26 protein-coding genes and 1 tRNA gene are annotated in these 25,729 nt (G+C 67.5%); 16 read left to right on the top strand and 11 right to left on the bottom strand.

What is annotated here, in order from left to right; translation table 11 throughout:
• Positions 1-137 precede the first annotated feature (137 nt).
• Entirely contained in the window at positions 138-899 is a 762-nt protein-coding gene (locus tag M8445_RS10975; protein WP_273987797.1) for a Panacea domain-containing protein, read from the bottom strand.
• Between the two features lie 359 nt (positions 900-1,258).
• Here M8445_RS10975 and M8445_RS10980 point away from each other — a divergent pair, with 359 nt between their 5' ends.
• The gene (locus tag M8445_RS10980) at positions 1,259-2,425 is read left to right on the top strand and encodes a tyrosine-type recombinase/integrase (protein WP_273987798.1); all 1,167 of its coding nucleotides are present in this window, start codon (positions 1,259-1,261) and stop codon (positions 2,423-2,425) included.
• Between the two features lie 1,031 nt (positions 2,426-3,456).
• On the opposite strand, the gene M8445_RS10985 is transcribed toward M8445_RS10980, so the two are convergent.
• Positions 3,457-3,532 (bottom strand) — tRNA-Lys (locus M8445_RS10985).
• Positions 3,533-3,715: 183 nt separating this feature from the next.
• Entirely contained in the window at positions 3,716-5,056 is a 1,341-nt protein-coding gene (gene ffh, locus M8445_RS10990; RefSeq protein WP_273987799.1) for a signal recognition particle protein, read from the bottom strand.
• Positions 5,057-5,244: 188 nt separating this feature from the next.
• Here ffh and M8445_RS10995 point away from each other — a divergent pair, with 188 nt between their 5' ends.
• The 5 genes from M8445_RS10995 to M8445_RS11015 all read left to right on the top strand — a co-directional run bounded on the left by M8445_RS10995 (position 5,245) and on the right by M8445_RS11015 (position 9,045).
• On the top strand, positions 5,245-6,426 hold the full coding sequence (locus M8445_RS10995; RefSeq protein ID WP_273987800.1) for a thiolase family protein: 1,182 nt from the start codon (positions 5,245-5,247) through the stop codon (positions 6,424-6,426).
• Between the two features lie 4 nt (positions 6,427-6,430).
• Positions 6,431-6,745, top strand: coding sequence for a YciI family protein (locus M8445_RS11000; protein WP_273987801.1), 315 nt, complete (start codon positions 6,431-6,433; stop codon positions 6,743-6,745).
• A complete protein-coding gene (locus tag M8445_RS11005) occupies positions 6,742-7,182 on the top strand; it encodes a WapI family immunity protein (protein ID WP_273987802.1) in 441 nt (146 codons plus the stop codon). The genes M8445_RS11000 and M8445_RS11005 overlap by 4 nt, the downstream gene beginning before the upstream one ends.
• Before the next feature lie 12 nt (positions 7,183-7,194).
• Positions 7,195-8,031: a 3-hydroxyacyl-CoA dehydrogenase family protein gene (locus M8445_RS11010; RefSeq protein WP_273987803.1), complete on the top strand. Its 837-nt coding sequence runs from the start codon at positions 7,195-7,197 to the stop codon at positions 8,029-8,031.
• Positions 8,032-8,187: 156 nt separating this feature from the next.
• Positions 8,188-9,045 carry a hypothetical protein gene (locus tag M8445_RS11015; RefSeq protein WP_273987804.1) on the top strand — a complete coding sequence of 286 codons (858 nt, stop codon included), beginning with the start codon at positions 8,188-8,190 and terminating at the stop codon, positions 9,043-9,045.
• Between the two features lie 504 nt (positions 9,046-9,549).
• Here the strand turns inward: M8445_RS11015 and M8445_RS11020 are convergent.
• Entirely contained in the window at positions 9,550-10,113 is a 564-nt protein-coding gene (locus M8445_RS11020) for a peroxidase-related enzyme (protein WP_273987805.1), read from the bottom strand.
• A 73-nt stretch (positions 10,114-10,186) separates the two neighbouring features.
• Here M8445_RS11020 and M8445_RS11025 point away from each other — a divergent pair, with 73 nt between their 5' ends.
• The gene (locus M8445_RS11025; protein ID WP_337961592.1) at positions 10,187-10,810 is read left to right on the top strand and encodes an MBL fold metallo-hydrolase; all 624 of its coding nucleotides are present in this window, start codon (positions 10,187-10,189) and stop codon (positions 10,808-10,810) included.
• A gap of 67 nt (positions 10,811-10,877) precedes the next feature.
• Here the strand turns inward: M8445_RS11025 and M8445_RS11030 are convergent, their stop codons facing one another.
• Positions 10,878-12,047 carry a BMP family ABC transporter substrate-binding protein gene (locus M8445_RS11030; protein WP_273987806.1) on the bottom strand — a complete coding sequence of 390 codons (1,170 nt, stop codon included), beginning with the start codon at positions 12,045-12,047 and terminating at the stop codon, positions 10,878-10,880.
• Positions 12,048-12,383: 336 nt separating this feature from the next.
• Here M8445_RS11030 and msrP point away from each other — a divergent pair, with 336 nt between their 5' ends.
• From msrP to M8445_RS11050, 4 genes are all read left to right on the top strand, one after another.
• Positions 12,384-13,427, top strand: a complete 1,044-nt coding sequence (gene msrP / locus M8445_RS11035) for a protein-methionine-sulfoxide reductase catalytic subunit MsrP (protein ID WP_273987807.1) — start codon at positions 12,384-12,386, stop codon at positions 13,425-13,427.
• 89 nt (positions 13,428-13,516) lie between these two features.
• Positions 13,517-14,086 carry a protein-methionine-sulfoxide reductase heme-binding subunit MsrQ gene (locus M8445_RS11040; protein ID WP_273990893.1) on the top strand — a complete coding sequence of 190 codons (570 nt, stop codon included), beginning with the start codon at positions 13,517-13,519 and terminating at the stop codon, positions 14,084-14,086.
• Positions 14,087-14,221: 135 nt separating this feature from the next.
• On the top strand, positions 14,222-14,776 hold the full coding sequence (locus M8445_RS11045) for a redoxin family protein (protein ID WP_273987808.1): 555 nt from the start codon (positions 14,222-14,224) through the stop codon (positions 14,774-14,776).
• Positions 14,773-15,156: a hypothetical protein gene (locus tag M8445_RS11050; RefSeq protein WP_273987809.1), complete on the top strand. Its 384-nt coding sequence runs from the start codon at positions 14,773-14,775 to the stop codon at positions 15,154-15,156. The genes M8445_RS11045 and M8445_RS11050 overlap by 4 nt, the downstream gene beginning before the upstream one ends.
• Before the next feature lie 82 nt (positions 15,157-15,238).
• On the opposite strand, the gene M8445_RS11055 is transcribed toward M8445_RS11050, so the two are convergent.
• From M8445_RS11055 to M8445_RS11080, 6 genes are all read right to left on the bottom strand, one after another.
• A complete protein-coding gene (locus M8445_RS11055) occupies positions 15,239-16,132 on the bottom strand; it encodes an ABC transporter permease (RefSeq protein ID WP_273987810.1) in 894 nt (297 codons plus the stop codon).
• Between the two features lie 60 nt (positions 16,133-16,192).
• Positions 16,193-17,248, bottom strand: coding sequence for an ABC transporter permease (locus M8445_RS11060; protein WP_273987811.1), 1,056 nt, complete (start codon positions 17,246-17,248; stop codon positions 16,193-16,195).
• Complete coding sequence (locus tag M8445_RS11065) at positions 17,245-18,732, bottom strand: ABC transporter ATP-binding protein (RefSeq protein ID WP_273987812.1); 1,488 nt, start codon at positions 18,730-18,732, stop codon at positions 17,245-17,247. The genes M8445_RS11060 and M8445_RS11065 overlap by 4 nt, the downstream gene beginning before the upstream one ends.
• A gap of 241 nt (positions 18,733-18,973) precedes the next feature.
• Positions 18,974-19,813 (bottom strand): metallophosphoesterase, encoded by an 840-nt coding sequence (locus M8445_RS11070; protein WP_273987813.1) that lies wholly within the window; start codon positions 19,811-19,813, stop codon positions 18,974-18,976.
• Positions 19,814-19,970: 157 nt separating this feature from the next.
• Positions 19,971-20,684 (bottom strand): heat shock protein transcriptional repressor HspR, fused homodimer type, encoded by a 714-nt coding sequence (gene hspR / locus M8445_RS11075; protein ID WP_273987814.1) that lies wholly within the window; start codon positions 20,682-20,684, stop codon positions 19,971-19,973.
• A gap of 68 nt (positions 20,685-20,752) precedes the next feature.
• Positions 20,753-21,892: an ISAs1 family transposase gene (locus M8445_RS11080; RefSeq protein WP_273987815.1), complete on the bottom strand. Its 1,140-nt coding sequence runs from the start codon at positions 21,890-21,892 to the stop codon at positions 20,753-20,755.
• Positions 21,893-22,036: 144 nt separating this feature from the next.
• On the opposite strand from M8445_RS11080, the gene M8445_RS11085 reads away from it, so the two are divergent.
• The 5 genes from M8445_RS11085 (at position 22,037) to M8445_RS11105 (ending at position 25,729) form a co-directional block, all read left to right on the top strand.
• On the top strand, positions 22,037-23,416 hold the full coding sequence (locus tag M8445_RS11085) for a dipeptidase (protein WP_273987816.1): 1,380 nt from the start codon (positions 22,037-22,039) through the stop codon (positions 23,414-23,416).
• Positions 23,413-23,988, top strand: a complete 576-nt coding sequence (purN, locus tag M8445_RS11090; RefSeq protein ID WP_273987817.1) for a phosphoribosylglycinamide formyltransferase — start codon at positions 23,413-23,415, stop codon at positions 23,986-23,988. Before M8445_RS11085 ends, purN begins: the two co-directional genes overlap by 4 nt.
• Positions 23,989-24,003: 15 nt before the next feature.
• The gene (locus M8445_RS11095) at positions 24,004-24,564 is read left to right on the top strand and encodes a DUF402 domain-containing protein (protein ID WP_273987818.1); all 561 of its coding nucleotides are present in this window, start codon (positions 24,004-24,006) and stop codon (positions 24,562-24,564) included.
• Between the two features lie 309 nt (positions 24,565-24,873).
• Positions 24,874-25,173, top strand: coding sequence for a DUF402 domain-containing protein (locus M8445_RS11100; protein WP_273987819.1), 300 nt, complete (start codon positions 24,874-24,876; stop codon positions 25,171-25,173).
• Positions 25,174-25,243: 70 nt separating this feature from the next.
• Positions 25,244-25,729 carry a PaaI family thioesterase gene (locus tag M8445_RS11105; protein WP_273987820.1) on the top strand — a complete coding sequence of 162 codons (486 nt, stop codon included), beginning with the start codon at positions 25,244-25,246 and terminating at the stop codon, positions 25,727-25,729.

Below are 25,729 nucleotides of genomic sequence, written 5' to 3' on the forward strand. Positions count from 1 at the left end.
GCGTGGGCGCGTGCCTGGGCTTCCCCTTCGCCGTGCCCCTGGCCCGCTCGAGCGGCCCCCGGAACATCTTCCTGACGCCGGGCACATGATCCGGCCCCCACGGTCTAAGCCCGGCTTAGGGCGTCAGGGGGTTTTACTCAGACCTGAGTAAAAGAGGGGCGGGCGGCGTCTGAGTCCACTTCTATATCCAGGTCAACACCGAAGGGACGCACGGCATCCCGCAGGGCGGCGCAGATGGTCATGGCCCGCTCGAAGCCGTAGTGAGCGTCTGGCATGATGACTTCCGCTGTGATGGTGCCGTCCGGGCGAAGCTGAGCGCTCAGGGTCAGCGGGCACCCCGCGCGGGTTTCGGCGCTGGGCAGGGCTTCCCACAGGGCGCGCAGGGCGCTGGGTTCATCTGCCGACGGGTGCGGGTCTGCGAGGTGTTCAAGCACAGCGCGGGCGTTTGGCAGGGCGCGGGCAAGGTGCGCGGCGGTGATCGGCTGGCCCGCCGGGTGCGCCTTCCACACTTCGCCGCGCGTGAGGGCCGTGACGTGCGGCGCGCTGGCCTGCCCGTGACGGTCAGCGCACGCACTCAGGGCTTCCAGGGCAGCGGGGGACAGTTCCTCGAGGTCCGGCGCGGCGCTCAGGTCCAGACCGGCGCGGGTCAGGTGCAGGAAGGCTGACGGGGCGGGGCCGTCGCGCAGGGCTTCGTAGGCACCCCCGAAGATCAGCGCGCCGCACCGGGACAGGTGTTCGAGGTCGGCAAGGTAAAGCAGGGCGCTCAGGTGTTCGAAGGTGGGTGACGGGACGCGCTGGGCAAGGTACAGGGCAGCGGCCCGGCACACGTTCAGGTCTTCGCCCTGCGCCTGGAAGTGGGGCGCGGCGAAGAGGGAAGGCGGGGTGCGCTGTTCGGTCATGGGTTCCCCCTGTCTGCCCTTCGCCGGGCAGGGTGCGGCCCTGAGTCTATTCCTGCCCCACTGTCTTCCGGGATCGTCCGGGGGGATGCGGGTTTACGCTGCTGTCTTTCGGGGTTGTCCGGGGGCCAGGGGAGTAGGCCGGGTTTACCCTGTGGCGTATGACGGGGAAGCGGAAGGGCAAGGCCAGTGACCGGCAGGGGGACGTTACGCAACTGCCGTCCGGGCGGTGGCGGTGGCGGGTCCGGGTGACGTACCCGGACGGGACAACGGCGCGGCCTAGCGGGACGGTGAACACGAAGCGGGAAGGGCATGAAGCGATAGCGCGCGCCCTACAGGAAGCGGGGGAAGGGAAGCGGCCCGTGTCCCGGACTCTGACCGTGGAGCGGATGGTCACGGATTACATGCGCTCGAAGCGGGCCACGTGGGCAGACCGCACGGCCTGGAATAACGAAGCGCTGTACACCCGGCATATAGCGCCCCACCTGGGGCACCTGATCGCGGCGGGCATCCTGCCGGGCCGGTTGCGTGAGTACTTCGAGCTGCTGAGCGTGGCGCGGCCCGGCGAAGAGGGAATGATGCGGCCCCCCCTGGGGTACAGCGGTCAGAGACAGGTTCACGTCCTCTTGCACGGCGCGTATGCCCACGCTATCGCTGACGGCCTGCTGAGGGACAACCCGGCGCAGTACGCGCGGCCCCTGTCCCCCTCGAAGGGCGGCGCCGTGAAAGAGGCGAAGGTGAAGCACTTCGAGCCGGAAGACCTGGCGCGCTTCGTGACCGTGGCCCTGGGGGACCGTTTCGCCCTGCCCCTGGCCTTCCTGGCGTACACCGGCCTACGGATCGGGGAAGCGCTGGCCCTGACGTGGGGGGATGTGCGGCAGGATGACACGGGCGCGCCTTACGTCAGTGTCTCGAAGACCCGCAGTGAGTTTGAGGGGAAGTACTACGCGGGCGGGCCGAAGACTTCGGCCGGCGTGCGGCGCGTGTACCTGTCCGGGGACGCCCTGGGGATCGTGGAAGACATGCGGGCGCGCGTGGCAGTCGAGGCGCGTTCCCTCAAGTACCAGGGCGCGGGTGTGGAAGACACGGCCCCGGTGTTCCCGTCAGTGGACGGGCGGCCCATGCGTCAGGACTCGCTGCGCGCCGTGATGCGCCGGACGTGCGAGGCGGCGGGCGTGGAAGTCCTGTCCCCGCACGCGCTGCGCCACAGTACGGGAACGTTCCTGATCTCGAGGGGGGAAGACCCGGTGAGTGTCGCGGCCATGCTGGGTCACGCGCAGGTGAGTACCACCCTGAACATTTACGCGCACGCCTTGCCCGGCAAGCTGCGCGGTCTGGGGTATGAGCTGTCAGACCTTCGGGGGCGGGGCCAGGGGCGCGCGGCACCTGCACCCCTGGAAGCGCCCACGGTGCCCGGCGGGGGGCCGCTCGAGGGGGAAGGCGGGACCGGCGAAGGGAAGACGCGGGCGGGCGTGTCCCCGGTGCGCCGTGGGGCGGTCAGGAAGGGCGGGCCGCGCCGGAAGGTGTAGGCCAGGGCCAGGGCGTGCGGTCGGCACCGTGGAAAGGTGGGGGGGGTGCGGGGGGGGCGGTCTGATCGTCCCTCTTCGCCGGTTCCTGCGCCGGTCCCCACCCCTGAACGGCCTGAGTCCCCAGAGTGGGGACGCAAAGTCCCAAAAGTGGGGACACGGAGAAACGCTGTCCTGCACGGTGTTTTCTGGAAGTGAGTCCCCACCCCCGTTTTTCGTGGGGACAGGGTTTTTCTTCGTGTCAGACGGCGTGAAACGGCTTGAGTCCCCAATGTCCCCAGATTTTTCGAGGTATAAGAGCTGGAATCTTTCGGGCGTGTTTTTTCTGCGAAGAGGACCGGGCCAGGATGACCCGTCCCCCCTGGCCCGGCGGCGGTCGCTGACGGTGCAGGCCGGGGCCAGGGTGGGAGATCGGCGAAGAGGAAAACGCCGGACGGTCAGCGTCAGCAGGTGCTTACGCTTCGCCTTCCCCTGAGTGGCCCTTATGAATCTGTGGGGACTCTGGGGACTCTGGGGACACGGGGCGAAGAAAGCGCGACTAGCACGGCATTTAACTGTGTCCCCAACTTAAATTATTTCTCTTATGAATTGGGGACTTTGGGGACTCTAGGGAAGGAAGAGGCGTTTTCCTCTTCGCCGGTCACCCCTGAACTTAGACAACTTTTTAGACAGGTATCCCACCATATCCCAGCGTATCCCACTGATTTTAGGGCAGTGGGATACAGTTTTATGCCGTGCTGGACAGTGTTTTTAGGGGTGAATCCCCCGTATCCCAAAAATCCCAGTTTTTTACACCCCCCCCTAGAGTTTTGCAGCGCGCGGCATGTCTCGAGCGCACCCGCCCCCCTGGCCCGGCGGCGGTCACTGACGGTGCAGGCCGGGGCCAGGGTGGGGGTCTTCGAGCGGGACCGGGCACAGTGGGCCAGGGTGACCCCCTGAAACACGGTGGGCCACGTTTGGGCCACGCGGGGCACGGTGGGCCACGTCAGCGGGTGGAAGCAAAACAAGAAACCCCGTCCTAGACGGGGTTTTTCTGGTGGGTCGTGTAGGACTTGAACCTACAACCCGCTGATTAAAAGTCAGCTGCTCTACCGATTGAGCTAACGACCCAACTTGTGTTTGCCTTGCGCGTGCCGTGTGGGCGCGTTCTCAGCGGGGATGAGTATATGTGGGGTGCGTGCGCTTGTCAACAGGTGGCGTCGGGTGGTGGGGAAGGGCGTGCTGCGCGGATGGGAACGACCCCGGAGTGGGAGTTGTCCGGGGTCGTTCTGGTCGGTCAGGGTGGTGGGTGGTTCAGCGTTTCATGCTGGGGGGTACGTTGGGCATGCGGGGTGGTTTCATGCCCTTGGCGCCGGGGCCACTCATGCGCTGGAGCATTTTCATCATGTCTTTCATCTGCTCGTGCATTTTCAGGAGTTTGTTGATGTCCTGCACGGTGTGGCCGCTGCCGGCGGCGATGCGTTTGCGGCGGCGTCCGTCGATCAGTTTGGGGTTGCGGCGTTCCTTGAGGGTCATGGAGCTGATCATGGCGTCGATGCGCTGAATCTGCTTTTCGTCCACGTTGAAACCTTCGGGCAGGGCGCGGCTCATGCCGGGGATGAGTTTGAGCAGGTCGCCCAGCGGGCCCATCTTGCGGATCTGGCGCAGCTGGGTCAGCAGGTCTTCGAGGTCGAAGTCGCCGGGTTTCTTGACTTCCATGGATTTCAGGTCGGCCTGCTGGGCGCGTTCGATCAGGCCGAGCACGTCGCCCATGCCGAGGATGCGTCCGGCGACCCGGTCGGGGTAGAAGGGTTCCAGGCCCGCGATCTTCTCGCTGACGCCCGCGAAGTAGATGGGTTTGCCGGTCACGGTGCGGGCACTCAGGGCCGCGCCGCCGCGCGCGTCGCCGTCCATCTTCGTGATGATCAGGCCGGTGACCTTCACGCGCTGGTCGAAGGTCTGCGCGACATTCAGGGCTTCCTGGCCGGTCATGGCGTCCACGACGAGCAGGCTCTCTGTGGGTTGCATGGCGGCCTGCAGGTCGGCCAGCTGGTCCATGAGGGTCTCGTCGATCTGGAGGCGGCCGGCGGTGTCCACGATCACGAGGTCACGGAAGTCGGTTTTCAGGTGCTCGTCCACGCGGCGTTTCGTCTCGGCAGGGCTCTCGCCGTCCGCAACTTTCAGGACGGGTACGCCCACCTGTTTTGCCAGGACTTCGAGCTGGTCGCGCGCGGCGGGGCGCTGCGTGTCGGCGGCCACCAGCAGGACGCGGCGGCCCTTGCTCTTGTAGTGAGCGGCGAGTTTGCCGGTGCTGGTGGTCTTCCCGGCCCCCTGAAGGCCGACCATGAACCACACGTTCCCCTCGTTTTTCAGTTCGGGTTGCGCGGCCTTGCCGCCCAGCGTCTCGATCAGTTCGTCGTGCACGAGTTTCACGACGGTCTGCCCGGCGTTCAGGCTGCCTTCCACGGACTGCCCCACGGCCTTCTCGGACACGCGGGCCACGAAGTCCTTCGCCACGCCGAAGTTCACGTCGGCTTCCAGCAGCGCCATACGGATCTCGCGCATGGCCGCCTTGACCTGCGCCTCGGTCAGCTGGCGCTCCTTGCCCACCCGGTCGAGGATGTCCTGCAACTTATTCCCAAGGGACTCAAACATGCTGCCACGCTACCACGCGCGTTAAAAGGCGTCTGTGCCGCTCGCACCGCCTGCCGGCCTACCCCGCACGCAGAGGTTCAGTGGGAGGGCCGGGCCGCGCCCAGGCAGCCGCGCGGGGCGGCCTTGCGGGCCGGATCGGGTGGACGCCAGCCTAACGCTCGTTAGGCGGCCCGCGCTATGCTGCGCACATGCAAAAAGTAGTGATAGTAGCGGCCAGCCGCACGCCCACCGGGAAGTTCCTGGGAAGCCTGGAAAGCGTCAGCGCCGTGGAACTAGGCGCCACCACCCTGCGTGAAACCCTGCGCCGCAGCGGCCTGGGCGCAGAACTCATTGAGGAAGTCATCATGGGGCAGGTCGTGCAGGCCGGCTGCGGACAGAACCCCGCCCGGCAGGCCGCCCTGAAAGCCGGACTGACCAGTGAGGTCGGCGCGCTCACCATCAACAAGGTGTGCGGCAGCGGCCTGAAAGCCGTCATCCTAGCCGCCCAGAGCATCCGCGCCGGGGACCAGCACGCTGTCCTCGCCGGGGGTATGGAAAGCATGAGTAACGCGCCGCACCTGCTGCCCGGCGCGCGCAAAGGCTACCGCCTGGGCCACGCGCAGGTGCTCGACGCGAACACCCAGGACGGCCTGTGGTGCTCCATCAACGACGAGGGCATGGGCCTGACCGGCGAACGAGTCGCCGAGAAGTACGCCATCACCCGCGAGGAACAGGACGCCTACGCCACGCAGAGCCACCGCCGCGCCATCGCCGCGCAGCAGGCAGGCCGCTTCACCGACGAGATCGTGCCCGTCACCGTCAGGGACCGCAAGGGTGACACCGTCGTCGACACCGACGAGGGCCCCCGCGCCGACACCAGCGAGGAAACCCTGGGCCGCCTCAAACCCGCCTTCAAGAAGGACGGCAGCGTCACCGCCGGGAACGCCCCCGGCCTGAACGACGGCGCCGCCAGTCTGATGGTCGTCAGCGCCGACTTCGCCCAGGCGCACGGCCTGACCCCCCTCGCCGAAATCATCGACTACGCCACCGGCGGCCTCGCGCCCGAATGGGTCATGATGACGCCCGTCCCCGCCACGCAGAAACTCCTGACCAAGCTCGGCTGGCAGGCCAGTGACGTGGACCTCTGGGAACTCAACGAAGCCTTCAGCGTGCAGAGCCTCGCCGTCAGCCGCGAACTCGGCCTGGACCCCACGCGCGTCAACGTGAACGGCGGCGCCGTCGCGCTCGGCCACCCCATCGGCGCGAGCGGCGCACGCATCCTCGTCACGCTCCTGCATGCCCTGAAACAACAGGGCAAGGAAACCGGCGTCGCCACCCTGTGCATGGGCGGCGGCAACGGCCTCGCCCTGGCCGTCAAGCGGGTAGGCTAAAGGCATGGCAACCCCGACCCTGTGGATTATCGAAAGCACCTACGTCAAAACCGGAGACGAAATCGCCAGGGTCACGCCCGCCCACCGCGAATGGCTTGACCAGCACTACAAGAGCGGCGTGTTCCTCACCAGCGGCCGCAAAGTCGACAACACCGGCGGCGTGATCGTCGCGCAGGCCGACACGTTGCAGGAACTCGTTGACCTGTTCGACCAAGACCCCTTCGTGCAGGCGGGCTGCTCGCGCTACAAGTACACCGCCTTCAACCCCGTCAAACGCGGCAAAGCCGTGCAGATCGAGGGTGTCCCGCTGGTCGAGTGAGTCTGGACGGACTGACGTTTCAGGTCGGTGCCCTTACGGTGACCGTCCATCAGGGCCGGGTGCCCGAAGGGGCGGACTGCTGGGATGCCAACTGGCTGGAGGTCGCCGCCGAGGTTGACCTGCCCGGACAGGCCTGGGTGCGCGCCACGGGATCATTCCTGATGACCAGTGAACTCGCCGGGTTCCTGACAGAGCTGCGGCGCATGAACGAGACGCTGACTGGAACGGCAGACCTTCATCCCCTGGAGCCGAACCTGAGGGTGCGCCTCAAATGCGGTTCAACGGGGGAAATCCTCACAGAGATTGAATTGACTCCAGACCACCTGACTCAGACTCACACCTTCAAGTTGCAACTCGACCAGACCTACCTGCCTGGAATCATCCGGCAGCTGGAAACCATTCTTGAGCGTTTTCCCGTCCGGGGCAGACCGGACTGAACAGGAGTTCCCATGAAATTCGGAGTGATCGGAGCTGGACAGATGGGCGGCGGCATCGCGCAGGTCGCTGCGCAGAGTGGCTTCACCGTGGTTGTGCAGGACATGAAGCAGGAGTTCCTGGACCGTGGCCGCGCCGTGATCGAGAAGTCTGTCGCGAAACTGCACGAGAAAGGTCGTCTGACGGACACGCCGGACGTGATCCTGGGCCGCATGCAGTTCACGACCGACCTGAACGCGTTCGCGGACTGCGATCTAGTCGTGGAGGCCATCGTGGAGAACGAGGGCGTGAAGGCCGACCTGTTCCGCCAGCTGGGGCAGATCGTGAAGCCGGAAGGCATCCTGGCGAGCAACACCAGTTCCATTCCGATCACGGCGCTGGCGAGCGCGTCGGGTCGCCCGGAGCGGTTCATCGGGATGCACTTCATGAACCCGGTGCCGCTCATGCAACTGGTGGAGGTCATTCGCGGATACAGCACCAGCGACGAGACCGCGCAGTTCGTCACGCAGACCGCCGAGCGGATGGGGAAGACCCCGCTCGCCTGCAACGACTTCCCCGGCTTCGTCAGCAACCGCATCCTGATGCCCATGCTGAACGAGGCCATCCAGTGCGTCATGGAAGGCGTCGCGGAACCGGGGGCCATTGACGGGATCATGAAACTCGGCATGAACCACCCCATGGGCCCGCTGACGCTGGCGGACTTCATCGGGCTGGACACCTGCCTCGCCATCATGGAAGTGCTGCACGAAGGGCTGGGCGATGACAAGTACCGCCCCAGCCCCCTGCTGCGCAAGATGGTGCAGGCCGGCCTGCTGGGCCGCAAGAGCGGACAGGGCTTCTACACGTACTGACGACGCACTGAACGGAGCCTCAGGCAAGTAAGCGATGAAGGCCACACGCGCGGTCGGGATGTTAGCTTAATCAGGTCCTCAACCCTGATCGCGCCTTGACCCGGCGTCGCCCTGTCGTTCTCAGTACCACTGCACGCATGACCCCCTGGAGTCCGCATGTTCAAACGCAACTGGTTGACCGTCACCGCCGCCGCCCTGTCCCTCACCGCCATCACCCTCCCCAGCACCGCCAGCGCCGCTGACGTCACCCTCGGCCTGAACAGCAGCCTGGGCCTGGGCTGCCAGGTGGCTGGCGTCCGCGCCGGCGTCCGCTCGGACCGCATCAGTGTGTACGGGCAGGGTTCTTTCTGCACCAGCAACCTTGAAGGGCAGTCCGGCACGCCGTCCTTCGGGCTGGGTGTCTCGGTTGACCTGTTCCGAACCGGGAACTTCACGACCTACGCGCTGGCTGGTGTGGACACTGTGCGGAACAATGTCGCGTTGCAGGCCGGATTGGGTGCCCGTTACGGCCTAGCCCTGGTTCCAGTCGAAGCGTATTTCGAAGCGGGTATTCAGCGGATCAACACTTCACTGCAGGCGATCACTGGACCCCGCCTGGCCCTGGGTGTGAACTACCGCGTGAATATCGAGAACCTACAGGGAAGCATTCCTATTCCGATTGCCACGAACGACGGAACTCCCGCGAACCAGTATGCGGGTTCAGCACCTGTCGAATGCAAGCTGACTCCGGAGGCCGATATCGCTGGCGCCCGCGCTGCGGCGAGTTCCGCTGCCGACGAGGCCATCTCTGCCGGCCTGGGAGGCGTGTCAGCCGTGTATTCGAATGTCTCGTACTCGGTCAAGACTGGCGGCGTCAGCATCAATGGCAACAGCGCGAGGGTGGGCGGCACCGTCACGCTCTCGGGCACTCAGAACAGTACGGGAGAGCGGGTCAGCGGAACGTACGGCGGCTCGATCAGTCTCGTGAGGGACGGCTGCGGCTGGACCGCGACCGGGTACACCCGCAGCGGGTAAGACAGATTTCAGATTCTGCGTTCAATCTACTGGGTCTTTCCTGTAGAGACACCGGGCGGAACGAGAAGAAACTGCACGTCACTTCAGCGCCAGATAACTTGTGCTTCACGCTGTCCAGGACGCAGCGAACCTGATCTGGTCACAATGGCGGACCGTGCCGGAGAGGACCGTGCTCGCCGCGGTACGGTCAGAACTGCCGGGCAACCTCTGATACGGACTCGGGTTGAAAGGTTTGCAAAAACTTTCAACCCGAGCGGAGTGAGCAGGAGAGAAACGGGTTCCGGGCGTGGAGTTAGTAACTCGGTGGCCTTTCAGATTGAGGGCGAAACAGACGTCAGGCCGTATGAATTCATGCTGGCCTGCCACATTCGTGTCGCGCACCGGACATTCACTTTTCGCGGGTCAGTCATTCTGCTGAACTCGACAGCGAAAAGGTGAAGTGTTCCGGTGCTGAGTACGCCAGTCTGTGAAGGCAGATCAGATGCCTGGGCTGCGTTGTGGTGTTCAGCGCCCCCGCTGGTGGTATTCGGGGTTGGGTGTGAAGCCCAGGGCGCTGCTGATGCGGTTGGTCATGTTGAACATGCCGGTGACCTGGGTGGCTTCGAGGATTTCGTGGTCGTTCAGGCCTGCGTCCCGCAGGGGGGTGAGGTCGCGTTCGGTCATGTCGGTGGGTGTGCGGGTGAGTTTCTCGGCGTAGGCGCACAGGGCGGCCTGCCGTGGGGTGAGGGTGGCGTGCCGCCAGTTGACGGCGACCGTGTCGGCCCAGGCGGGGTCGCCGCTGTACTCGCGCAGGGCCGCGCCGTGTGAGACGGCGCAGTACACGCAGCGGTTGATGGTGCTGACGATCACGGCGATCAGTTCGCGCTCCGTGTGGGTCAGGTGCCCGTCGCGGTTGACGAGGGTGTTGAAGTCGTTCCACCACGCCAGGAAGTGCTCGCCGTTCAGGGCCTGCGCGCGGAATACGTTTGGTGTGAAGCCCAGGTTCGCTTCGGCTTTCGCCCAGAGTTTCTGTACGCCCTCGTGCGCGGAGTGCTCGTCCGGCACGGCCAGCCAGGAGATTCGGTTCATGGTCCGCACAGACTAGGGCACGGGCGTGCGGGGTGCGTGGCATCATCGGCGGGTGCCCGTTTCCTGTGCTGAGTTGATCAGCGTTCCTATGTACGCCAACGTGTTCCTGCTGACCACCTCGCAGGGGCGGTTGGTGGTCGATACCGGCACGGTGGTGCACGCGCCGCGTTTCCTGCGGCTGCTGCGGTCGTTCCGGCCGGACTCGTTGCTGGTCACGCACGCGCACCCGGATCATGCGGGCAGCGCGTTCCTGGCGGCGCGGGTGGGCCTGAGCGTGCTGGCGCACCCCCTGGAGCACCCGGCTCTGCTGGGGCAGGTGCATGACCTGCCGTACCCGGCGGGCCGTCCGGGCGTGGGGCGGCTGGTGTCGCGCGCGCACCCGAAAGTCCCGGCGTCGGCCTTGCGGGCTGCGCTGCCGGGTCAGGACGTGCTGGGCTGGGAGGTCGTTCACCTGCCGGGCCACACGGCCGGGCAGATCGGCCTGCGGCGCGGGGGCGTGTTGATCGCCGCGGATGCTGTGGTGGGCAGCGCGGACGGCGCGCACCTGCCCCGAGCGGCGTACAATCACGACCACGCGCAGGCGCTGGCCACCCTGAAGACCGTGGCGGGCATGGACCTCCGCGAGATCTGGCCGGGTCACGGGGGCGTCCTGACCGCCGAGCAGGTCCAGACCCGCGCGGGAAGAGTTGACCGTTGAAAGTCGATAGTTGACGGAAGGGAATGCGCCCTCTCCATCAACCATCGACTTTTGACCTTCTACGGGTTTACTTCTTGGGTTCGTCGGCGACCTGTCCGGTGACGCCCGGGGCGACCCAGGCCATGTTGTTCAGGTCGCCGATGCTGGCGACTTTCCCGGCGGGGACGCGCAGGATGCCGTTGCGGTCCTTGAGGGGGCCGGTGAAGGGGTCGAACTTGCCGCCTTTTTCCATGTCGGCTTTCAGGGTCATGACGCGGTCGTACACGCTGACTTTCTTGCCGGCCACGGTGACGCTCTTGGCTTTCAGGGCGGGCACCCATTTGGGGTTGATGGCCATGCCGTCCTGCGCGCCGAGTTCCACGCTGCCGCCGCGCAGCAGGTTCCAGTAGTCGACTTTCTGGAGGTTCTTGGTGGTGTACGTGCCGGTGTGGACCTTGGTCAGGAAGTCGATGTAGATCTTCTCCCAGTGGACCAGCTGGCCGCTGACGACGTAGTCGGGCGCGAACTTGTACATGGGGGTGTAGTGCGCGAACACCGGGATCTTGCGCGCCCCGGCGGTCTGCACGACGGTGGCGGTGTCCTCGGTGAAGGCCAGCGCGCCGGCACCCTCGCTGATCAGGCTTTCGGCGGCTTCGCGGGCCTTGTTCGGGTCGAACCACGCGTTGATCCACTTGACGCTGACGGTCGCCTTGGGGTTCACGGCGCGCGCGCCCATGGCGAAGGCGCTGATGTGCCGCTTGAGTTCCGGGACGGGGAACGCCGCGACGTAGCCGAGCTTGTCGGTTTTGCTGACGGCGGCGGCCATCATGCCGTTGAGGTAGTACAGCTGGTAGAAATCTGCCATGTACGTCGCCATGTTCGGCGCGCGTTTGAAGCCGCTGGCGTGCGCGAAGATCACGTTCGGGTACTTCTTGGCGGCTTCCAGGGTCTGGTCCATGAAGCCGAAGGACGTGGTGAAGATCACCTTGCAGTTGTCTTTCACGAGGCGGTCGATGACGGGCGTGGCCTGCCCTTCTGGCACGCTTTCCACGTACTTGGTTTCCAGCCACGGCAGGGCCTTCTCGCTGAGTTTGCGGGCCTGATCGTGCGCGTAGCTCCAGCCGATGTCGCCGACCGGGCCGACGTAGATGAAGCAGGCTTTCAGTTTGTCGGTCTGCTGGGCCTGCGCGGCGGGACTGACGGCCGTGCCGAGCAGGGCCAGGGTGACGGGCAGAGCAGCAAGAATCGTTTTCTTCATGGGAGGACCTCCGGGCGGGCAGGGCAGACGCGCCGCCGCTGGTGTTCATTGTGCCTTCATTCTGTCTTTAAGAAAAGGGACAGGCTGACCAGAATTCTAGATTCCACACCCGGTACCGCCCGGACACGCTGCAATCTGTCGGGCAAACAGCCTTCACCATGATCCCGGCGCGGTGACAGCGGCCCGCGCGCCCAGCCGGATCACGCTGCCACTGTACCTCCGCCACCGTACCCACGCTGCTGTAGCCCCGCCGCTGCAACCCTGTCACTGTGACCCCGGACGCGGCCTTTGAACCGATTACGCCCAGAATGCGTATACCTGAACAGGAGGGCCACCATGACCGACCCACGCACCCCCGAGGACCAGACCCCCACCCCCCAGGCGACCGAAACCCCCATCGCCGAGACTCAGACCTCGGACAGCCAGCGCCGCATCCTGACGCCCGGCAGTGACCTGAACCCCCGCCGTGAATTCCTGCGCAGCGCCGCGATGTTCACCGGCACGGTCGCCGCGCTGGGAGGCGGCCTGGAAGTCCTGACCCGCCGCCCCGGCCTGAGCAGCGCCGAGGCCCAGGCGGCCGATCCCTTCAGCCGCGCCGACCGTCCCCTCGGGCCGTACGACACCAAGGAGAAGGTCACGCCGTACCAGCAGGCCACCACGTACAACAACTTCTACGAGTTCGGCACCGACAAGAGCGACCCGGCCCGCCTCGCCGGGAGCCTCAAGCCGCGCCCCTGGACGGTCCGCATCGACGGCGAGGTCCGCAAACCGCAGACCATCGACATCGACACCCTGCAGTCCTGGTTCCCACTGGAAGACCGCATCTACCGCATGCGCTGCGTGGAAGGCTGGAGCATGGTCATGCCGTGGCTGGGCTTCCCGCTGGCCGCCCTGATCCGCCGTCTGGAACCTACCAGCAAGGCCAAATACGTGCAGTTCACGGCGCTGCTGGACACCAAACAGTTCCCGGGCCAGAAACAGCAGGTGCTGAAATGGCCGTACGTGGAGGGTCTGCGCCTCGACGAGGCCCTGAACCCCCTGTCGTTCATGGCCGTCGGTCTGCACGGCCGCACCCTGCCCGGCCAGAACGGCGCGCCCCTGCGCCTCGTCGTGCCCTGGAAGTACGGGTTCAAGAACATCAAGAGCATCGTGCGGATCACCCTGACCGACAAGCAACCCCTGACCACCTGGATGCAGGCCGCGCCGCAGGAGTATGGCTTCTACGCGAACGTGAACCCGGCCGTGTCGCACCCCCGCTGGAGTCAGGCGACCGAGCGGCGCATCGGTGAACTGGGCCGCCGCAAGACCCTGCCGTTCAACGGGTACGCCGACGAGGTCGCCGCGCTGTACAAGGGCATGGACCTGCGGAAGAACTTCTGACCGTGACCCGCCCCGCACCCACCCCGGCGCCCGCCCGCCGCCCCCCGGCCCGCCTGGGCTGGCTGGTCCCGGCCGTCACGGTCGGCGGCCTGCTCCCGGTCGCCGTGCTCGTCTACGACGCCCTGAGTGGCGCGCTGGGAGCCAACCCCATCCAGCGCGCCACCCTGCAGACCGGCCTGCTGACACTGGCGCTGCTGGTGCTGTCACTGGCCTGCACGCCCCTGCGCCTCCTGACCGGCTGGACGTGGCCCGCCCGCATCCGCAAGACGCTGGGCCTGCTGGGGTTCGGGTACGCGGCCCTGCACTTCCTGATCTACCTGTTCGACCACGGCTTCGACCTGACCCTGATGACCGAAGACGTCCTGAAACGCCCCTTCGTCACGGCCGGGTTCACGGCCCTGCTGCTGCTGGTGCCGCTGGCCCTGACCAGCACGCCGCGCGCCGTGAAACGCCTGGGCTTCCAACGGTGGACGCGCCTGCACCAGCTGGCGTACGTGGCCGTCAGCCTGGGCGCGCTGCACTACTACTGGGGCGTGAAGAAGGACCACACGCCGCCCCTGATCTACGCCGCCGTGATCGCCGCGCTGTTCCTGATCCGCTTCCTGAAACGCCGCCCCGCCCGCAGCGCCCGGGCCGGAAGCCGCGCCGCGAAGTCCTGACGCCAGCCGCCTCACCCGCCACCCCCGGCACAGCCCCCAGCCTTCTGGCCGGGGGTTTGTTCATGCCGGGCATTGAACCTCCGGCGCGGCCCCTGCGTACCCAGGGTGACGCCCCATGCCCACCGGAGGTCCCCCATGAACCGACTGCCTGCCCTGACCACCCTGACGAGGCTGGCGACCCTGACGGCCGCCAGCCTGCTGACCCTCGCCACACCCGCGCGGGCTGTAACCGCCGGGCAGACCCCGCCCGAGCTGACCGGCGGCCCCTGGCTGAACGCCCCCGCGCCCCTGACACTGGCGGGCCTGAAAGGCAGGGTGGTGCTCGTGAACTTCTGGGTGTACTCGTGCGTCAACTGTCATAACAGCCTGCCCACCCTGAAAGGCTGGTACGGGCAGTACCGCGCGCAGGGCCTGGAGATCATCGGCGTGCACACCCCGGAATTCGAGTCGGACAAACCCACCGCCAGCGTGCAGGCCGCCCTGAAAGAGGACGGCGTGACCTGGCCGGTCGTGCAGGACAACGCCCGCACCAACTGGCGCGCCTGGGGCGTCCGGGCGTGGCCGACGTTCCTGCTGATCGACCGGCAGGGCCAGGTGCGGTATTCGCACCGGGGCGAGATCAGCGCCCGCTTCCCGCAGGCCATTCCGGTTCTGGACGCGCAGATCCGGGCGCTGCTGGCCGGGAAGTGATTCCGGCGCTGCTACTGGCGGCCGCCCTGAATACGGCTCTTTCCGCCGCTCCGGCCCTGATGGTCAGCGTGCGCCCGCCGCCCGGCGTGGGCTTCAACGCCCGCAGCCCATCGCTGATCACCGTTCAGGCCGGAACGTACCGGCAGCAGTTCCCGCTGACCGGCGTGCCTGACCCCACGTACCCGGACGCCTTCCGCGCCGTGCGGCCCCTGAGCGTGCGCCTGCCCGCCCACGTGCGCGGCTCCGTGACCCTGCACGCCCGCCTGTTCCTGTGCGACCGCGTGAACGGCCTGTGCAGCGTGCACGAACAGACCCGCCGCGTGACCCTGAAAGCTGGACTGACTGTGCCCGTGGCCGTGCAGGTGACAGGGGAGAGGTGACAGTCTGCACAGCAAAGAGGCCCGGCGTCTTCACGCGCACCGGGCCTCTCCCATTTCCCACTGCCTACTGCCTACAGCCCACTCACCGCTCGCCGCGCACGTACGCGCGGCCCAGCGCGGCGGGGGCGTTCCCGGCCTGCCCGCGCATGCCGGCCAGGGCCAGCACGACCAGCACCAGCACGAACGGCATGGCGCTGAAGACCTCGGTGGGAATGGGGCTGTTGCCCTGAAGGCGGAACTGCAGGTAGTACAGGAACCCGAAGAACAGCGCCCCGGCAATGGCGCGCAGGGGCCGCCAGCCGACGAAGATGACGAGCGCCACGGCGATCCAGCCGAGGCCGCCGGTCATGTTGTCCGCCCACGAGGACCGGTACGACAGGGACAGGAACGCCCCGGCCAGTCCGGCGAGGGCGCCGCCGCCCATGACGGCCAGCACACGGATCAGGCCGACGTTCACGCCCAGCACGTCCGCCGCCGCCGGATTCTCACCCACCGAGCGCAGCGTCAGGCCCGAGCGGGTGGCGCCCAGCCAGAAGGCCATCGCGCCGGCCAGCAGCAGGGCCGCGACCGTGAACGGACTGATCGTGAAGCCTCCCAGGGACAGGTCGGCGACCTTGTTGAACAGGGGCAGGCCCTCGAAGCGCTTGCCCAGCAGACCGGCGGTGCCCGTGCCGATCAGGGCGAGCGCCAGCCCACTCACGAACTGGTTGGCGCGCAGCGTGATGGTCGCCACGGCGTGCAGCAGGGCCAGGGCCGCGCCGGCCAGCATGGACGCGCCCACCGCCAGCCACAGGTTCGCGTCCGGGCTGCTGGCGGCGACCGCGAAGGCGGCCAGGGCGCCCACGGCCATCAGGCCCTCGACGCCCAGGTTCACGACCCCGGCGCGTTCGTTCAGGATGGCGCCCAGGCAGGCGAGCAGCAGCGGCGTTCCGACCGCCAGGGCGCGCACGAGCGCCTCGATCACAACGTTATCCATGAGAAACCTCGGGGTGAGCGGTGCGCGGGAAGCGGGCCGCAGTGAGGGAGACGTGGCTCGTCACGCGCGGCCCCACTGCACGCGGTGGCGGACGAAGATCTCGCTGGCGATCAGGCACAGCAGGATCACGCCGCTGAAGATGTCCACCACGCGGAACGGGAGGTTCAGGTCGATCTTCAGGATGTCGCCGCCCGCCAGGATGATGCCCATGACGGGCGCAGTGATCAGGCACAGCGCCGGGTTCCCGCGCGCCAGCCACGCGACGATCACGGCCGTGAACCCGTACCCGAGGCTGATCTGCCCCGCCTCCAGCAGGCGGTGGTGAATCCCGGCGACCTCTCCCGCACCGGCCAGTCCGGCCGCGCCCCCGGTGATCAGCGCGACCAGCAGGGCCACACGGCCGCTGCTGAGGCCCGCGTACCGCGCCGCGCCCGGGTTCTCGCCCACCACGCGCAGCGCATACCCGAACGTGGAGCGCGACAGCACCCACTGCAGGCCCAGCGCGACGGCCACGCCCAGCAGCAGCGTGGGCCAGTGCACCTGCGACCCGCCCAGCGTGGGCAGGTTTGCGGCGTCCGGGAAGGTGTCGGTGTAGATGTACCCGCGCACGTCCTTGCCTTTCCACGGCCCGGCGATCAGGTACGTGACCAGCGCCACCGCGATGTAGTTCAGCATCAGCGTGGACAGGATCTCGTTCACGTTCACGCGCCGCAGGGCCGCCGCGATCAGCGCCCACAGGCCCCCGCCGACGAAGCCCGCGACGAACACGGCCGGCAGCAGCAGAGGCCCCGGCAGCGGCACGAACAGCGCCGTCCCGGCCGCGAACACCGCGCCCAGCAACAGTTGCCCCTCGGCGCCGATGTTGAAGAACTGCGCGCGGAACGCCAGGGCCAGCCCCGCCCCGATCAGCAGCAGCGGAATGGTGCGCCGCCCCACCTCGCCCAGGCCGGTGGAGTCGCCCAGCGTGCCGCGCAGCATGGTGCCGTACACCTCGGCCGGGGACTGCCCGGCCAGCTTGAAGACCAGCGCGCAGATCAGCAGCGCTGCGACCAGCGACGCCAGCGTGACCAGCGCCGAGCGGGCCGCCGAGGGGGCGTTCAGGGGCACGAACCTCATGCCACCACTCCCTGATCCGCGCCGGGAAGGCTGTGCGGGTGCGCGCCGCCCATCAGCAGGCCCAGCGACTCACGCGTCACCCCGGACACCGGGAACGGCCCCAGCAGCGAGCCGCCCACCATGACCGCCACGCGGTCCGACAGGCTCAGCAGTTCATCCAGGTCCTCGCTGACCAGCAGCACGCCCGCGCCCTGCGCCGTGCGTTCCAGCAGCACCCGGTGCACCTGATCGGTCGCGCCGATATCCAGCCCGTACGTGGGGTGCACCGCCAGGATCAGTTTCGGCTGCCCGGCCAGTTCGCGCGCCAGGATCAGCTTCTGGATGTTCCCGCCCGACAGCAGCCGCGTGGGCGTGTGAATGCCCGGCGTGGCGACCGCGTAGGCTTCCACCTCGCGCCGGGCGCGGTCGTCGGTGGCGCCCAGGTCCCGCGCCAGCCCGCGCGCCAGCGGCGGCCGCGCGAAATCCCGCAGCGCGAGGTTCTCCGCGACCGTCATGCTGGGCACCGTGCCGCTGTGAATGCGGTCCTCCGGGATGTGCGCCACGCCCGCCCGGAAGCGCCCGGCGGCGTCCCCGGTCAGCGGCTGACCGTCCAGCGTGACCGCGCCCGTCGCCTCGTGCAGGCCCGCTAGGACCTCGACCAGTTCACTCTGCCCGTTCCCGGCGATCCCGGCCACGCCGAGTACCTCGCCCCGCCGCAGCTCGAAGCTCACGCCGCGCAGGGCCGGCAGACCGCGCGATCCCTGCGCGCTCAGGTCGCTTACGCTCAGCAGGGTGCCCGCCTCCGCACCGGGGCCGCCCGCGCGTTTGCGGGTGAAGTCCACGCTGCGGCCCATCATCAGCTCCGCGAGGCTCTCACGGGTCGCGCCCTGCGTGGGTACGCCACCCACAACCTTCCCGCGCCGCAGCACCGTCACGCGGTCCGCGACGGCCAGCACCTCGTCCAGCTTGTGCGAGATGAAGATCAGGCTGCGCCCATCCGCCTTCAACTCGCGCATCACGCGGAACAGCCCGTCGGCCTCCTGCGGGGTCAGCACGCTCGTCGGCTCATCCAGAATCAGGACCCGCGCGCCGCCCAGCAGGGCCCGCACGATCTCCACGCGCTGCTTCTCGCCCGGCGACAGGTCCGACACGCGCGCCTCCGGGTCCACCTCCAGCCCGTACCGCGCCGAGAGTTCCCGCACCCGGCCCGCCACGCGCCGCGCCGGGAACAACCCACCCGCGCCGCCCAGCGCCAGATTCTCGGCCACTGAATGCCGCGAGACCAGCAGCGGATGCTGCGGCACCAGCCCGATCCCGAGCCGCAGCGCCTGCGCCGGACTGCCGATCCGCACCGCCCGCCCGTCCAGCTCCACCGCGCCCTCGTCCGGCTGGTACAGACCGTACAGGATCGAGATCAGCGTACTTTTCCCCGCGCCGTTCTCGCCCAGCAGGGCCAGCACCTCGCCCGCGTGGACGGTCAGGTCCACCGCGTCGTTGGCAACCACGCCAGGAAACCGTTTGGTGATGCTGCGCAGCCGCAGCGCAGGCGGCGCACCCGCCGCAGCGGAGGGCGAACCGGAAAGATCAGAAGAATGTGTCACGCAGAAAAGTCCTTTGGAGTCGCGGCTGACCGCGCCTGCCCTGAAATGTATCCGCACAGACTAGGACAAAAGGCCGCCCCCACCCCCGCCCCTGCCCAGCCAGCAGGCCGCCGGAACCCTCAGCGCAGGGTCTTCAGGGGAACGTTCAGTAGAAGTCGCCGCCGCTGGGGAAGGTCACGACTTCCGCGATGCCGTGGCGGTTCAGGCGGGCGATGAACCCGGCGTCCTCGCGGTACGCCATGCCGCTGTCCATCGCCACGCACAGCCGCCCCGCGTACGGGATGGGCGCGCCGGCTCCCAGGGTCGGGCCGTGCAGGTGCTCGTCCAGCAGCACGTACACCGGCGTGTGCCCGTGCGCGATGCGCTGCCCGCCGAAGGTGCTCAGCATCTGCCGGGCCTTCTCGTCCCCGGCGCCCAGAACGAACGCGAACCGGTCCGTGAAGGCGTTCAGGAACGCGCCCCAGTCGTCCGGGTTGGGGTTAGTCATCAGTTCCAGCACGGCGGCGTTCACGCCCTCGACGCTGCTACCCAGCTTCAGGTACATCAGGCTGTCGGCGTGCACCAGCAGCCAGTCGTGCGAGGCCGCCATGACGGGCCGTTCGGACAGCCACGCCAGGTCGCTGGGTTCCAGCAGGTCCGCGTCCCGCATCTGACCGCCGTTCTCCAGCCAGTACTCCCGGTACCCGTAGCGGTCCTGCGGGTCGCTGTGCCGGAATACCAGCGCCGCCAGGAACATCACCTCGTGGTTGCCCAGCAGCGCCGTCACCTGCCCGCCCACCTCCTGCGCCTGCACTTCCAGGCTGCGGACCAGCCGGATCACGCCCACGCCGTTCGGGCCGCGGTCCACGTAATCACCCAGGAACACCACGTGCGCGTCCCCGGCCGTCCAGCTGCCGTCGAAGTCGATCAGGCCGGCGCGCAGCAGAATGGCACGAAGCTTGTCGTACGCGCCGTGAATATCCCCGATCACCCACAGCGGCCTCACGCGCGCGGCCCCCACAGGTGGCAGGAGGCGGAGCAGGGCAGGTGGACTCCGGCCGGAGAGGGAAGACGCTGTTCAGGAAGGCCGCAGTTCACGCCCTGAAGTGTAGCGTCCCCGTAGCGACCTGCACGGGGGCTCTGCTGCGCTCCCTGACTCCCCGTCACCTGTCGTCGTCGGTGCCCGCGCCGTCCCCTTCCGGCAGGGTGCGCCATTTGGTCATGCGTTCCGTGATGTCGTCCTGAATGCGCCGCACGTTGCTTTCCAGCCCGGCGCGCGTGGAATCCAGCTGGTGGCGCAGCCGCATGATCTCCTCGACCCCGGCGAGGTTCACGCCGAGTTCCTGCGTCAGGCGGCGGATCTCGCGCAGGTGCTCGATGTCCCGCTCGCTGTACAGCCGGGTCTTGCCGCTGCTGCGCCCGGGGCGGATCAACTGTTTACGCTCGTACAGGCGCAGCGTCTGGGGGTGCATGTCCACCAGTTCCGCCGCGATGCTGATCACGTACACCGGCCGGTCCCGCGCGTCCACCTTGCCGTCCGCGCCCGGCAGTTCACGCGGCTGCGCCTGCGCCCGCAACTCGTCCTCGATCCGCTCGATCTCCGCCTCGAACTCACCCTGAATGTCGTCCAGTTCATGCTGAAGCCGCATGACCTCCTCGACCCCGGCAAGGTTCACGCCGAGTTCCTGCGTCAGGCGGCGGATCTCGCGCAGGTGCTCGATGTCCCGTTCGCTGTACAGGCGGGTCTTGCCGCTGCTGCGACCGGGGCGGATCAGACCCTTGCGTTCGTACAGCCGCAGCGTCTGGGGGTGCATATCCACCAGTTCCGCCGCCACGGAAATGACGTACACGGGCCGATGTCTGGAGTCAGAGGGCATAACTTCCGTTGAGTATACCCGCGTCACTGTTTCTGCAACCGGGAGGCAGCAGCCAGTGCAGGGGCAACTCACGTCGGGTCAGGGCGGAGTTGCTGCAGAAGGCCGTCACGGTACAGATCATCCCAGCCTGCACGTTTGCGGTTTTTGTTGATCGCACCCACTGACCCCTCCTGACGCATCAGATTCAAGGCCCACCGTCTGAGCACCGCCAGGTTCTCGGCACCGTGATCCGCGACTGTCACGTTGGCATCTTCCGCAAAGGCAACATCCAGCACCCAATGCAACGAGTTCTCCACCTGCCAGTGCGTCCTGACCGCGTGTAACGCGGTCAGCGGGTCCGGTGCAAACGAGCACAGGAACAACCTCCGCTGCGACACCCGTTTGCCCTTCACGAGCCTGGAACTTTCAATCAGCGCGACACTCTGCAAGCCCGGCCACTCGTGATCATCCAGATCCGGGCTTGCAGGCAACACCCAGCAGGTCCGCCGCTCATCCCGCCGACGATCATCCCAGGTGCTGACTCCCAGGAGTGCCGTGTCCGCAAACAGACGACGCGAAGCGTCGTCGAACATCTCCTGGACATCCTCAAACAACGTGTCCTGATTGCCCTTCAGAGCCAGAACGTACTGCGCTTGGAGCGCAACCAACTTCCTCGCCACCGTCCGCTGGGTGCCCATCGCGTCGATCGTCACGATGCACCCGGCCACGTCCAGATACGCCAGCGTGTCGAGCACACTGGGCAAGGTGGAGAGTTCGTTCTGCTTGCCCTTGACGGCCTGAGCACTCAGACAGAGGCCCTGCCGTGCAGCCCACACGTTCACCATGTGAATGCCCTGAACTTCGTGGGCCGAGGTGCCACGGAGCCGCTTGCCGTCAATGCTGATGATGTCCCCTTCAAGCTTGCCGCCAACCGCCTGCTTGACCCAGTCCAGCGCGCTGGACTGGAAGGCGGTGGGGTCCAGCTTCGAGAGGACCCGTCGGAAGGTTTCATGATCGGGGACACGCCTGAAATCGAGAAAGCGTAGGAACCATTCCCGTTTGGACTGCACGAACGTCTGAATCTCCGGGAAGGTGTCGGCGCCACTCATGACAGCGCAGAGAGCCATGACGACGATGTTCACGAGGCTGTGGTTCAGCCCACGGTGGTGTCGCTGATCCGGCAGATCAGCGAAGATCGCGGCGGCCAGTTTTAGTTGCTCGTCGGACATGCCGTCAGACTCTCATCTCTCGACGTGAGTTGCCCCTGGCAGCCAGTGGCGTGTGGGCAGCGGGGAGCGGATCGGGGGCGGCCCACATCCCACTGCCCTCCGATCCTGGACGCCCGGCGCGTGTCAGCCCGTATCATCCCCGGTATGACCCATCAGACTCCGGACCTGAGTGCCGCCCTGAACCGTGAGCAGGCGAACGAGGAACTGTTCGCGCTGCTGCGCCTCCCCTCGGTCAGCGCCGACCCGACCCGTAAAGGCGACATGGCCGCCACCGCCGAATTTCTGCGCGCCAAACTGAGTGGCCTGGGTTTCACGGCCCGCATCGACCCGACCGCCGGGCACCCCGTCGTGTACGCCGAGCGCCTGAACGCCCCCGGTAAACCCACCGTGCTGATCTACGGGCACTACGACGTGCAGCCCGAGGCACCCCTGGAAGAGTGGGTCACGCCGCCCTTCGAGCCCACCATCCGCGACGGGCGCATCTACGCGCGCGGCAGCACCGACGACAAGGGGCAGGCCTACGCTCATGTGAAGGGTGTGGAACTGCTGCTCGCGCAGGGCGAACTGCCCGTGAACGTGAAATTCCTGCTGGAAGGCGAGGAGGAGATCGGCAGTCCGAACCTCGAACCGTACCTGCGTGATCACGCCGATGAACTGAAAGCCGACGTGATCGTCATCAGCGACGGTAGCCGCTTCGCGCCCGAGATTCCCACCATCACGTACGGCGTGCGCGGCCTCAGCTACGTCGAAATTCACGTGCAGGGTGCCAACCGCGACCTGCACAGCGGCAGCTACGGCGGCGCCGCACCCAACCCGATCAATGCCCTCGCGGAGATCATCACGCGCCTCAAGGACGACCAGGGCCGCGTGACCATTCCCGGCTTCTACGACGGCATCGACGAACTGACCCCCGAGGAACGCCAGATGTGGGCCGACCTGCCCCACAGCGACGACGAATTCGCCGCCAGTATCGGCGTGCCCGCCCTGCCCGGCGAGGCCGGGTACAGCACCCTGGAACGCCTGTGGGGCCGCCCCACCCTCGACGTGAACGGCATCTGGGGCGGCTACCAGGGCGAAGGCAGCAAGACCGTCATCGCTGCCAGGGCCGGAGCCAAGGTCAGCATGCGCCTCGTCCCCGGACAGGACCCCGACCGCATCACGCAGCTCATCACCGACTACGTGCCCACCATCGCCCCCGCAGGCATCACCGCCACCGTCCACCCGCACCACGGCGGCCGTCCCTTCAAGTTCGACCTGAACAGCCCCTACAACCTCGCCGCCAATCGCGCCCTCAAGCGCGTCTTCGGCCGTGAAGCCGTGTTCGCCCGCACCGGCGGGAGCATCCCCATCGTCGCCGCATTCAACGACCTGCTGCACGCCCCGGTCCTGTTCGTGGACCTCGGCCTGAACGAGGACGCCCCCCACAGCCCCAACGAGAGCTTCGCCGTCAGCGACTACCACAACGGCATCCTGACGAGCGCCTACCTGTTGCAGGAACTCGGCGCGCCCAACACCGCCGAATGAAACTCGGCTTTCTCGCCTCGCACGGCGGCAGCGCCGCGCGGCACCTCGTCGAGGCCTGCCGCGCAGGCGACCTGAACGCCACGCCGGTCGCCCTGGTCAGCAACAACAGCCGCTCCCCGGCCCTCGCCTGGGCGCAGGGGGCGGGCCTGACCGTCGCGCACCTCAGCAGCGCGAAGCACCCCGACCCGGACGCCCTGGACGCCGCCATTCTGGACGTTCTGGTCGGCGCGGGCGCGGACACCCTGATCCTCAGCGGCTACATGCGCGAGATCGGGCCGCGCGTCCTGACGCACTTCGCGGGCCGCCTCGTGAACATCCACCCCAGCCTCCTGCCCCGCCACGGCGGACGCGGCATGTACGGCGACCGCGTCCACGAAGCCGTCCTCGCCAGCGGCGACACCGAGAGCGGCGCGACCGTCCACCTCGTCACCGCTGGCATCGACGAGGGTCCCATCCTCGCGCAGGCCCGCGTGCCCGTCCTGCCCGGCGACGACCTCGCCAGCCTCAAAGCCCGCGTGCAGGCCACCGAAGGTGAGCTGATGCTACGGGCCGTCCGGACCCTGGGCGCGTAACAGGAGAGGAGGGGCGTGAAACGGAAAGTCTTCGACCTGAGCGGCTGGGCGCGTGTCACCCGGCACGACCAGACCGTCCTGCACGTTCCCGGTCACGTGATCGTGGATTTCGTCGCGTACGAGGTCAACCGGTCCCTTGACGTGCCCATTCCCGGCCAGGACGGACTGCGGCGCGTGCTCGACAGCGGGTACCGCTGGGTCCGCGCTCATCCCACCACCGGCGAAGGCACGCCCGGCAGTGCCCTCACCATCCAGCTCGACCCTACCGGACGCCCCGTGCAGTTCTACATCGACCTGCACGGTGGCGAGGGTTGGCACGAGAGCGGATTCCCCTGGCATGACGACCTGTACCTCGACGTGATCGGTCATCCCGCCGAACACGACCCCTGGGTGATCGACGCGACCGCCATCATCGATGGCGACGAACTCGACGACGCCGTCACACAGGGTCTCGTCACGCCCGCCCAGGCCGACGCCGCCTGGACGCACGCCCGGATGGTCGAAGCGCAACTCCAGGCGGGCACCTACCCACCCCTGCACGTCCTGAAACGCTACCTGGAAGACCCCTACACCTGACCATGAACCCGTGATCGCCGCGCCCGCCTCAACTGCGGAGCGCGGCGGCTCGTTGCTGCCCTACGCTGCGGGCGTGAAGCGCAAGGATGGCCGGTATCTCCAGTTCTTTCCCGGCGTGCAGGGCACGCAGCGCGTCGTGACGCTGCCCGAGGGCTGGCTGGTGGACGTGACCTTCACGCACGTTCCTCAGCCGCACACGGTGACCGTTTATGGGGTCACGGTGCCCACCCTGGCGGTCGGGGCGCGCTGGCTGACGCTGGTGCCCCCGCAGGAGCACGCGGCGCTGCTGGTCATCCTGAAGAGACGCCCGTGTTCGCCTACGCGGACGTGTGCGCCGCCACCGGCCTGGGCGAGGACGGCATGCCCTGGCTGGATGACCTGTATCTCGACGTGCGAGCCCTCCTGAATGCAGACTGGATGCCCGGCGTGCCGGAAATCATTGATGCCGACGAACTGGACGCGGCGTTGCGGGGCGGTGACATCACTGGGCAACAGCACGCTCTGGCGCGGGCAACGGCGCGGGAGGTGGCGGCGCAATTGACCTGTAATGCGAATCCGCTTCTGCATGCGGTCCAGGCGTTCGTGCTGGGTGGCGCGGGGTCGGGGTGATCCGCTGCCGGCTCTCCGCTTATACTTGAACTCAGTTCAAATTCTGTGTTCGACCCTGGAGGTTCCACCCATGACTCAAGCTGCCACCCTGCCCGCTTTCGCTGCCCAAGCCGTCAAGAAGGCCCTGCATGACATTCCCATGAACGCCACGGTCGGCGTGCAGATTACGGACGTGGGCGTCGGCTGGGCGACTGGCGTTGCGCCGGACACCGCGCCGTTCCGCAATCACCTGGGCACCATTCACGCGGGCGTGCAGTTCCTGCTGGCCGAGGCCGTGAGTGGCGCGGCGTTCGCGGGGGCGTTCGCGGCGCAACTGGCGGGCGCCGTGCCCCTGATCGAGAAACTGGAGACGCACTACGTGAACCGCGCCGTGGGCGACCTGACCGCGCGGGCCGAGGCGGCGGACGCGGCGGGGATCGCGGCGGCGCACGCGGAGTTCGCGGCGGACGGCAAGGCCCGCCTGATCGTGAACGTGACCGTGCAGGACGGCGAGGGTAAGGACGTGATGCGCGCCGTCGCCCACTGGTACCTGCGCGCCCGCCCCCAGGCGAAGTAA

It is taken from the genome of Deinococcus aquaticus, assembly GCF_028622095.1.
Lineage (GTDB): Bacteria > Deinococcota > Deinococci > Deinococcales > Deinococcaceae > Deinococcus > Deinococcus aquaticus.